This window comes from Herpetosiphon llansteffanensis (genome assembly GCF_003205875.1).
In the GTDB taxonomy this organism is placed as follows: domain Bacteria; phylum Chloroflexota; class Chloroflexia; order Chloroflexales; family Herpetosiphonaceae; genus Herpetosiphon; species Herpetosiphon llansteffanensis.
Genome location: NZ_PUBZ01000107.1, coordinates 37478 through 46149, shown reverse-complemented (window position 1 = coordinate 46149; position 8672 = coordinate 37478). Strand labels below are relative to the sequence as shown.

The 8672-nt window shown below is 50.0% G+C and carries 10 protein-coding genes; all 10 read right to left on the bottom strand.

What is annotated here, in order from left to right:
• Window positions 1–396 precede the first annotated feature (396 nt).
• Entirely contained in the window at window positions 397–858 is a 462-nt protein-coding gene (locus C5S61_RS16590; protein WP_110516594.1) for a nucleoside 2-deoxyribosyltransferase domain-containing protein, read from the bottom strand.
• Window positions 859–868: 10 nt separating this feature from the next.
• Window positions 869–1300: a PD-(D/E)XK nuclease superfamily protein gene (locus tag C5S61_RS16585; protein ID WP_110516592.1), complete on the bottom strand. Its 432-nt coding sequence runs from the start codon at window positions 1298–1300 to the stop codon at window positions 869–871.
• 2 nt (window positions 1301–1302) lie between these two features.
• Window positions 1303–2100: a DNA adenine methylase gene (locus C5S61_RS16580; protein WP_110516589.1), complete on the bottom strand. Its 798-nt coding sequence runs from the start codon at window positions 2098–2100 to the stop codon at window positions 1303–1305.
• A gap of 65 nt (window positions 2101–2165) precedes the next feature.
• Entirely contained in the window at window positions 2166–2714 is a 549-nt protein-coding gene (locus C5S61_RS16575; protein ID WP_110516587.1) for a DUF1349 domain-containing protein, read from the bottom strand.
• Window positions 2715–2770: 56 nt separating this feature from the next.
• A complete protein-coding gene (locus C5S61_RS16570; protein ID WP_110516585.1) occupies window positions 2771–3670 on the bottom strand; it encodes an alkaline phosphatase family protein in 900 nt (299 codons plus the stop codon).
• Entirely contained in the window at window positions 3667–4506 is an 840-nt protein-coding gene (locus tag C5S61_RS16565) for a PHP domain-containing protein (RefSeq protein WP_110516583.1), read from the bottom strand. The genes C5S61_RS16570 and C5S61_RS16565 overlap by 4 nt, the downstream gene beginning before the upstream one ends.
• Window positions 4507–4582: 76 nt before the next feature.
• Window positions 4583–5701 (bottom strand): DUF4349 domain-containing protein, encoded by a 1119-nt coding sequence (locus tag C5S61_RS16560; protein WP_110516581.1) that lies wholly within the window; start codon window positions 5699–5701, stop codon window positions 4583–4585.
• Between the two features lie 128 nt (window positions 5702–5829).
• Window positions 5830–6978, bottom strand: a complete 1149-nt coding sequence (locus C5S61_RS16555) for an AI-2E family transporter (RefSeq protein WP_110516580.1) — start codon at window positions 6976–6978, stop codon at window positions 5830–5832.
• A gap of 29 nt (window positions 6979–7007) precedes the next feature.
• The gene (locus tag C5S61_RS16550; protein ID WP_054534714.1) at window positions 7008–7451 is read right to left on the bottom strand and encodes a Fur family transcriptional regulator; all 444 of its coding nucleotides are present in this window, start codon (window positions 7449–7451) and stop codon (window positions 7008–7010) included.
• Window positions 7452–7471: 20 nt separating this feature from the next.
• The gene (gene dprA / locus C5S61_RS16545; RefSeq protein ID WP_110516578.1) at window positions 7472–8581 is read right to left on the bottom strand and encodes a DNA-processing protein DprA; all 1110 of its coding nucleotides are present in this window, start codon (window positions 8579–8581) and stop codon (window positions 7472–7474) included.
• Window positions 8582–8672 lie beyond the last annotated feature (91 nt).

The following is an 8672-nucleotide window of genomic DNA, read 5'->3' as shown; positions in this document are numbered from 1 at the left end:
AAATGACCGACCCCGAGCGGATTGCGCGCTGGTGGGTGCTGCTGGCCGTCGCCACGTTGTGGGTGGTGAGTGTGGGAGGTGAGGCGGATAGGACTGACGCAGCGAACGCGACGGGTGAGGACGAACCGCCGCCCAAGGGAACGTGGCCACCTGCGGTGGTGGCCGCCCGTCCCCGCATGCTCAGCTGTTTCCGGCGTGGCCTCTTGCTGATCATCACCCACCTCATGACCCACCAGCCACTTCCCGTTGGACGTTTTTATCCTGAACCATGGTCACCGGTGTTAACTACCTACCCTTGAAAGAGAGGGGGTTGGGGGGTGAGGGAATGCTCCATGCCACCACCAATTGTTAAAAACCTACCCTTGTAAGGAGGGGGCTGGGGTGAGGGAATCAGTCTCAGGCCAAGCGTTTGCAGGCCGCAATCAGTGCTTCAAGATTGGCAGCTTGGGGAATCTGGTAGCGAGCACAGACAATATCAACATTGCCTTTACGCCAAAAGCCTTCAGGGCAGCAAACCAACAGCTTGCCGCTACTGGCAAATAAGCCCAATTCGAGCAAGCTAATCGGCGATTGGGTTTGCGGCGCAAAGTAGATGATGATCAAATCGGCCAGCGCCAAGCCATCAAGCTCCCATTCAACTTGACCGCGAAACAGTGGATTTTCGATCGTTTGCGCCCACGAGCTATCCCAGGCATCGCGACGCGGGTTGAGCAACAATACATCATCGGCGGCCAATTGTTGCTCAATTTCAGCTTGCCAATCAATCGCACTGCCCATTTCGATCGAGCCAGCCAGAAAAATTGTGGGCAAGGTTTTGCTGGTGGGCAAGGTACTTGGCGGCTTAAGCACAATCGCCATGATTAAGCTCCTAGATTTGTTTACGATTTGCTAAAGTAATAAATGCATCTAAGCTAATAATTTTTACTAAATGGCTATCAATAATATATTTAGTTAAACCATTTTTAAGATAAAATTCTTTGATTGAACTCCAGCCCTCCCCGCCTAATACAAGTAATGCATAAGGATATAATTCAGGATTATTACGAACAAGGTGAATAAGCTTAATCACTTCAAATGGTACTTTTTCCTGAGCACTTCCTGAAACTTCTTGCCATTTTAGCGATAAGGGAATAAACATATCTGGATAGGCGATAGATGTAATCAAAACATCTAATTTATGTTTACCACCGCTAATACTTTGACCTACAATAGGTTGTGCAGAAAAACTATATCCATTCTTTGCAAGCACAGGTTCTACGAGGCTTTCTAGAATTTGACCACTTGCAGTATTCCGACTCATATTTATATTCCTCTAGTAGCTAATATTTCTTTTGCAGAAGAACGATCACCATTACAAGATATTCGACGAGGTGCATCAACAAGAACTAACTTGAAATCCAGATTTTTATAAAGTTTCTGAATGCGTTCAGTTGCTTGATTAGAGGCAATAACTGGCCCCTGATGTTTAGATAGCCATTCAGCTAATTTTTCTTGTTCATCCCAATTAAATCCACCACTACTATAGTTGGTAAACTCAACATCATAAGGTGGATCTGCATAAATAAAGGCATTTTCTGAGATAACAAGATCTGAAAAATACTTATTAGATAAAACCCAATTTTCTAAGACTAACTGATAATCTTGAAAATCGTTAATATAATTTATTTTCTTGTATCTACCAAAAGGTACATTATAAAATCCTTTTTTATTGAATCTACATAATCCATTATATCCTGTTTTATTTAAGTAATAAAATATTGATGCAGCTTCTGCTGTTTTATAATTATTTTCTCTGATTAATTGATTAAATCGATCGCGATGTTGATAGTATAATTCTTCAGAATTTTCTAGTCGGATTTTAATAACTAGCCCTTGACTAATTTGTTGATAAAAGTTTATTAAATGAGGATTTATATCGTTAATTAACGCTGATTCTGGCTGTAATCCAAGTGATACAGCCAGACCACCAGCAAATGGCTCAACCAGTTGTCTATTAGCAAACGGTTGCCATAAACCATGTAATGTGGAAACCAACCAACGCTTGCCACCAGCCCATTTTAAGGGTGGAAGTACATGAGGCAAAAGATTTGTTATTGTCATGGATAATCCCTTGTAAGCATGATGGTTGCGTAGCTAATATATTTTATTAGAATAACACAAACATGCTACTCTTGGGGCAGCGCTTCAAGCTGAAAATCGCGGAATTCGGCGCTAAAGCCAGTTTGGATTGGCGCGGCAGCCATAAGACCAACCTGTACAGGCAATGCGGGTGGAAAATAGCCCAAACGCACCATCGTTGGCGTGGCTTCGGCCTCGGTGGCATACAGCACTTGCAGCGTGTCGCCGTTGCGCGTGACGGTCAGCCATAGTTCTTCTGGCGCTTCAGCCAATTTCACCACCGACCAATCCGAATGTTCTAGGGTCAGCACAGCGCTCATATGATACACGCCATCGACATATTCGATGCCACATTTGAGCCAATTATATTCATCAAGCCGCACCATCAAGCCAGCTTGATCGTACTGGTTCTGGTAGTTGGCGCGCACCCGCACGCTACAGCTAAAATTATTTTCGGCAACTTGATAGTAAAAATGGCCAGAATCATAAATAAACCCATAATGAGTTGTGCGCCAAAAATCGCTTTTGGTTTCAGGGGTGATGATCACCACATTGTCGTTGGCTGACCATTGTTGGGGTTCGTTTAACCATTGCATCGCGTTTGCTCCTTCGAAAACTAAGCAAGATCTGAGCATGTTGGCCTATTATAGCGCTATATCTCAATGCTCAGCAGGTCGAGAATCAAGGGCGTGATTTGGCTAATATCGGCGACCTTGGCGGCACGTTGGGCCTTAGCACCAACCACCAACAATGGCACAGGGTTGCGGCTGTGGCTGGTGTGTTCGATCATCTCTAAGTTGCCATGATCGCTGACCACAATCAAGCTATCGTTGGGCTGCATTTGGCCGATCAACGCGCCAAGCATAGTATCGATCAATTCCAACGTGCGTTCTGGCGTTTCGGCAATCCGTCGATGGCCCACGAAATCGGGCAAATAGCACTCGTAATGCACAAAATCGGCCAAACGTAGCGCCTTGCCAAGCCGCAAACCTGCTTCGTGGGCAGAAATCGTGGGCAAGCCAGCCAACGCGCCCCATTGTTGCAAATAAGCGCCAGTAATATCCCAGGTTACTGCTTGGCCACGAAGCCACTCTGGTGTAGCAGGCAGCGCCAAATCGATGACTTGGGCTGCAAAGGCGGCGGCGGTTGCTCGTTGCTCGCGCTTGGCCACGAGATCCCAATAGTTATCGCGATGCACGGTGGCAATCAGGCTGGTGTGGCCAAGCTGCTGCACTTTGGTAAATAGGCTTTGCTCGGCAATCATGGGGCGCTGCGATGGTGCAGGATACGCTGGATAATGCCTGCCCAACAAGGCCGATGCGTTCACGCCAGTCCATAAACTGGTGTGGCCGGTGCCACTTTGCGGCAAGCCGTCAACGCCCAAGGTCGCATCGATTGCGCGAAAATAGAGCCTTGGTTGATCGATCAGCAAATTGCTGTGTGGCACAGCGCCCAACAAGCTATTTAGAGTTGGCAAATGGGCAGTTGTCCAAGGTGGCGCTGGCGCTGGCAACAAGCCAACTCCATCAATAAAACAGACAATTACGCTCATCGGACATCAATCCCAAAGCGGGACAACAACGCGCTACACCGTTCGGCAGGCTGGGGGCTGAAGCGATCACGCGGGCCATGCGAATCGCCGCCAGCGCTGATCAAAAAGCCATGCAAAGCCGCTTGCTGCGCAAAAAACGCCACTTGCTCAGGGCGATGCATTGGATAATAGACCTCAATTCCATCAAGCCCAACCGCCGCCAGCGCCGCCAAATCTGCAGCAGTTGCTGGGATGGCATAGACGCTTTTTTCGCGCCCAGGATGAGCCAAAATTGCTACGCCACCAGCAGCGTGTGCCACTTGCACAATTTCGGCCACACTCAACGGATTGTAGGCTTCAGGCTGGTTGGTCAATAAATAGGCCATGCCCGCCGATTCGGGATCAACGCCAGTTTGGCTGGGCCAGATACCATCGCGCACCAAAGCATGCGCCACATCAGCCAAGTTGGCAGGGCGATCAACGGCAATTTGGCCAAGGCTGGGCAGCTCGTGGCCAGCAGCGCGGGTTTGCTCCAGCAAGCGTTGGGCATCGGCATGATTGCGGCTCACAACCGCATCGCACAAGCCCAAAATTCCCGCATGGTTGGGGTTTGCGCCATAGACCAAGGTATGCCAAAGCTTGCCATTGAAGGCACTATCGAACTCAACACCGCCGATGAAATGCAGGCCAGCAGCCTGCGCAGCCGCCGCAAATGTGCTTACTTGGCTGGTTGTGTTGTGGTCGGCAATCCCAATCACGTCGATGCCAGCAGCTTGAGCCGCCGCAACTAATGTGTTTGGTGTCCAATGTGAATGATGGGGCGTAGCAATGGTATGACAATGCAAATCGAGCAACATTTAACCCTCCCAACACAAAGGGCCAAGAGCACTAGCTCTTAGCCCTGCGATGGCGTTGCCAAAATGGTACCACAATTTAGGGTTGGTTGACGGTAGGATTTGGGGTATTGATTGGGGTATTTTGGCTTTGGCTATATTTGCGCCATTTGCGCCAGCCAAACCAAGCAACCAACAGCAACGGCAACCAAATTGGCAGCCACACTGCCCAGATAACCAAGGTTTCGGCTAGATCTTTGCCAATTTCCAAGACATCATCCCATGCGCCAGTAGCTGCGGCGAGCGGAGTCCAAGCTGGTTTTTCGGCGTGGGCCAGCGCGTTGCGCACATTTTGGCCAATATCAAGCGTCGTAAGAATGCTATATTCGGTGGCTTTTGGCCGAATCATCAAGGTAACCAAACTCATCGAAGCGCTATCGCTCAAAAATTTCTGACGGCCCTTGATAACTTCGATTTGGCTTTCGTATTGAGCTAAAGTTTCATTGATTTTAATTGTGTCGGCGATGGTTTCAGCTTTGGCCAATAATTCGCGAATGCGGGCAGCGGTTGCTTCCAAATTGGCTAGGCGCGATTGATTATCAACAAATTCTTCGGTGACATCTTGGCCCGAGACTTCGCGGCGCACAACTTCGAGCTTATTTTCTTCAAAGGCATTCAAGGCTTTTTCAAATTGATCGGCGGGAACCCGAAAGGCCAGCGAGATATAGGCTTGGGCTTCGTCGTTGCTGCTGGCATCGTCGGTCGAAACAATAAAGCCACCCAAACGCAACACCATATTTTCAATTTGGGTGCTGGCAAAGCGCATTTGCTTGTAGTCGATCAAGGCTTCAACATTGGCATTTTTAATCACCAAGCGCTCGGTTGCTTGGCTGGGTGCAGCATTAGGCTGTTCTGGCTCTGCAAACTTATCAGTTGGTGCAGCGGCCCCGCCAAGCGCCGTCGAACCTGTGCTTCCGTTCTCTTGCGACAATAAAAGGTCTGTATTGGCAGAATCTTGGCGACTTAGTGCTTGGGTAGGCATTGCACCTGAATGCTGTGGTGAATCAGAAGCAGAGTCCATCACGTATGCAGCAGTTTCAGGCTTTGGTGAACCTGAATTACCTGAACCATTAAACATTTGCGTAACGATCAAAAAGACAACCAAAACAGCAGCGCCAATCGCCAATGGACGTTTGCGTGAACGAATTTGAGCTAACATAGCTATTTCCTTTCGCGGAATGGGTCAAATTTTGGTTTGTCGCGACATTTCTATAGCATCAACGCCAGCAATGATTAATTTGTTCCCTTGATCAATAGCTATTTAGCGATCTGGCTTGAAATTGGTGATCAAATGCCCTGGCGCTTGCGCAATGTGGGGCGACGGCGCAATTGGCCACGGCGGATGGGGGCAGGGGCAGAAGCTTGCATAGGCAGCGGGGTTGGAACCGAATTGGCTTCGCGAATCCGCTTAATCCAAAATTCTTCGACTAAGGCTTGGCCAACCACCGCCAACGGAATCGCAATCACCCCGCCGATGATCCCAAGCAACTCGATACCACTAAACAGGGCCAAAATCGTCACGACCGGATGAGTTTCGACCGCCCGACCCATCACCTTGGGCGCAATGATGTGAACTTCAACATTGCCAACAATCAAGTGCAACACCAACACCCAGACCGCCAGAATTGGCTGCACCGTAAACGCAACCAGCATGGTGATCAATGTGGCCACAAAGCCGCCAACATACGGAATTAGCTCCAGCAAACCGCCAATAACGCCCAGCGCGACCGGATATGGCACGCCCAACATCCATAAGCCCATGCCAAAACAGATAGCATAGAAAGTTGCGACCGTAAGTTGGGCCCAAACCCAGCGCCCTAAGCGGCGGCCAATCACATTCGTGACGTTAATCAAGCGTTCTTGAAAGCGATTAGGAATCATCAGTTTGATGAAATTGCTGGCAACATTGGCGCGGCTGACCAAGAAAAATGCCAAGACCAAGACCACAATAAAGTTGATGATCACGCCCATCAAGGTGCGGCCAAAGGTCAAGGCAGCGCCACTAAAGCCGCCAACCATTGTGCCAGCATAATGGGCAGCTTGGCCCGCCAAATCGCCAGTCGGTAGCGATGTGTGCAAGGCTGGAAATTGTTGGGCGATCCATGCACTTGCTTGTTGCATCGGTTGGCGCACTAAATCGGGGAATTGTTGCGCCAGAATGCGCACCTGTTGATTGACCATTGGCACCAGCACAAAGCCCAAGCTAACAAACATCGCAATAATGATCGTGTAAATCACCAAAATAGTAATTGGGCGCGCAATCCGCAATTGTTCAAAGCGCTGCACGACCCCCGAAATTGCTACGGCGAGCAAGATTGCTACGAAAAATAGCACCAACACATGATGCAGCAGAATCGTAATCCAGACCCCTGAAAAAATCAGCAATGTCCAGCCGACGGTGCGGGCGCTGACTCGCACGGTTAGTTCTTTGGGCATAAGCCGCTACCTTCCAACGCTCCGAGAAGCTAGCCCAAACGTGGCGTTAGGCGCAGCTCTGGGCGATTATGTTGACATTGGCCACACAAGCCAAATGCTTCAAGCGCATGGCCATGAATCACAAAGCCTGTCGATTTGCCAAGTTGGCTCAAAATACCATCAAGGTCGCAGGTGTTGAAGGCAACCGCCGTGCCACAGCGGGTACAAACCAATTGGTGTTGATGCGGATGGGCTGGCAAATAGGCGTGGTCGCCTTCGTCGTGGTGAATGCGCGCCAACCAATGGCTGGCCGCCAACATATCCAAGGTGCGATAAATTGTTGCCCGCCCAACATCGGGCAATTCGGCCACCAACTGCTCGGCGGTAAAGGGTTCGCGCCGACTGGCAATCGTGCGCACAATTAAACGCCGTGGGCCAGTCATACGGCAGCCTTGCTCATTCAGCGAGCGTAATACGTCATGTTCCCAAGCCATAGATTAAATTCCTTGCTAGGTTAAGAAAGATCATAGGATGCGGGCTTTTCCCGCGCCAGCACATAGTGCATACCACCAACATGGCGAACCATACCTTTGAGTTCCATCAGGCCCAACGTTGCCGAAAGATCATGGGCGGCCAAACCACAGGCCCGCCCTAAATCGTCGATATGGGTTGGCTGACCACTCAAATAGGGCAAGAGCAAGGCCTCGGCTGGTGTTTCTGGCACAATGCTGCTGACCGTTTGTTGGGCTTGGGCTTGATGCAGATTCAGTTGCTCAAGCACTTGGTCGATACTACGCAAGGGTGTTGCGCCATCGACAATTAATTGATTGGGGCCATCGCTGCTATGGCTCAAAATCGAGCCAGGCACCGCAAACACATCACGGCCTTGGTCGAGCGCAAAACGGGCAGTAATTAATGCGCCGCTGCGTTCGCCAGCCTCAACGACAATCGTTGCCAAGCTTAGCCCGCTAATCAAGCGATTACGCGCCGGAAAGTTGCCACTCAGCGGCTCTGTCGTCGGCGCATATTCCGAAAGCAAGGCTCCTTGCTGGCTGACATCGTTGGCCAATTGGCGATGTTGATTTGGATAAATCTGTTGCAAGCCACTACCAAGCACCGCCAAGGTGCGACCATTATTATCCACAGCTGTGCGATGAGCGATTGCATCGATGCCAAGCGCCAAGCCTGAAACCACGGTCAGGCCTGCGCGGGCTAACTCGCCAGCAAACTTATAGGTGACCTCACGCCCATATGGGGTGGGGTTGCGAGTGCCAACAATCGCCACCGCCCAGCGATCGGTTTCAATCAACGAGCCACGCATATACAGCAATGGTGGCACCGGATCGATGGTTTGCAACATGCTGGGAAATTCAGGATCGCTCTGCATCACAACCGTGATGCCTTGCTCGGCGATGGTACGAAGTTCAGTTTCAAGGTCTAAATGCTGCTGTGCATGCTGTAAGGCTTGAATCGTGCGCCGATCCAAGCCGGCGGCACGCCAATCGTCAAGGCTGGCCGACCACGCTGCTGCAGCAGAGCCACAGTGTTTTATCAGCGCTTGAAGCCGCTGTGGTCCTATACCAGGAGTGAGATTAAAGGCAATGTAGGCATGACGTTCATCCATTGCAAACTCCCACGCATGTGTAACGCTTTAATTATACATCAGTCCGATTGGTAGCAAAAGCAAATAGGAATTGCGGGCAGTTTCAAAAGCA

Excerpts from the sequence above, each read along its gene's own strand:
- C5S61_RS16590 (WP_110516594.1), bottom strand. The coding sequence starts at position 858 with ATGGCGATTGTGCTTAAGCCGCCAAGTACCTTGCCCACCAGCAAAACC.
- C5S61_RS16585 (WP_110516592.1), bottom strand. The coding sequence starts at position 1,300 with ATGAGTCGGAATACTGCAAGTGGTCAAATTCTAGAAAGCCTCGTAGAA.
- C5S61_RS16580 (WP_110516589.1), bottom strand. The coding sequence starts at position 2,100 with ATGACAATAACAAATCTTTTGCCTCATGTACTTCCACCCTTAAAATGG.
- C5S61_RS16575 (WP_110516587.1), bottom strand. The coding sequence starts at position 2,714 with ATGCAATGGTTAAACGAACCCCAACAATGGTCAGCCAACGACAATGTG.
- C5S61_RS16570 (WP_110516585.1), bottom strand. The coding sequence starts at position 3,670 with ATGAGCGTAATTGTCTGTTTTATTGATGGAGTTGGCTTGTTGCCAGCG.
- C5S61_RS16565 (WP_110516583.1), bottom strand. The coding sequence starts at position 4,506 with ATGTTGCTCGATTTGCATTGTCATACCATTGCTACGCCCCATCATTCA.
- C5S61_RS16560 (WP_110516581.1), bottom strand. The coding sequence starts at position 5,701 with ATGTTAGCTCAAATTCGTTCACGCAAACGTCCATTGGCGATTGGCGCT.
- C5S61_RS16555 (WP_110516580.1), bottom strand. The coding sequence starts at position 6,978 with ATGCCCAAAGAACTAACCGTGCGAGTCAGCGCCCGCACCGTCGGCTGG.
- C5S61_RS16550 (WP_054534714.1), bottom strand. The coding sequence starts at position 7,451 with ATGGCTTGGGAACATGACGTATTACGCTCGCTGAATGAGCAAGGCTGC.
- dprA (WP_110516578.1), bottom strand. The coding sequence starts at position 8,581 with ATGGATGAACGTCATGCCTACATTGCCTTTAATCTCACTCCTGGTATA.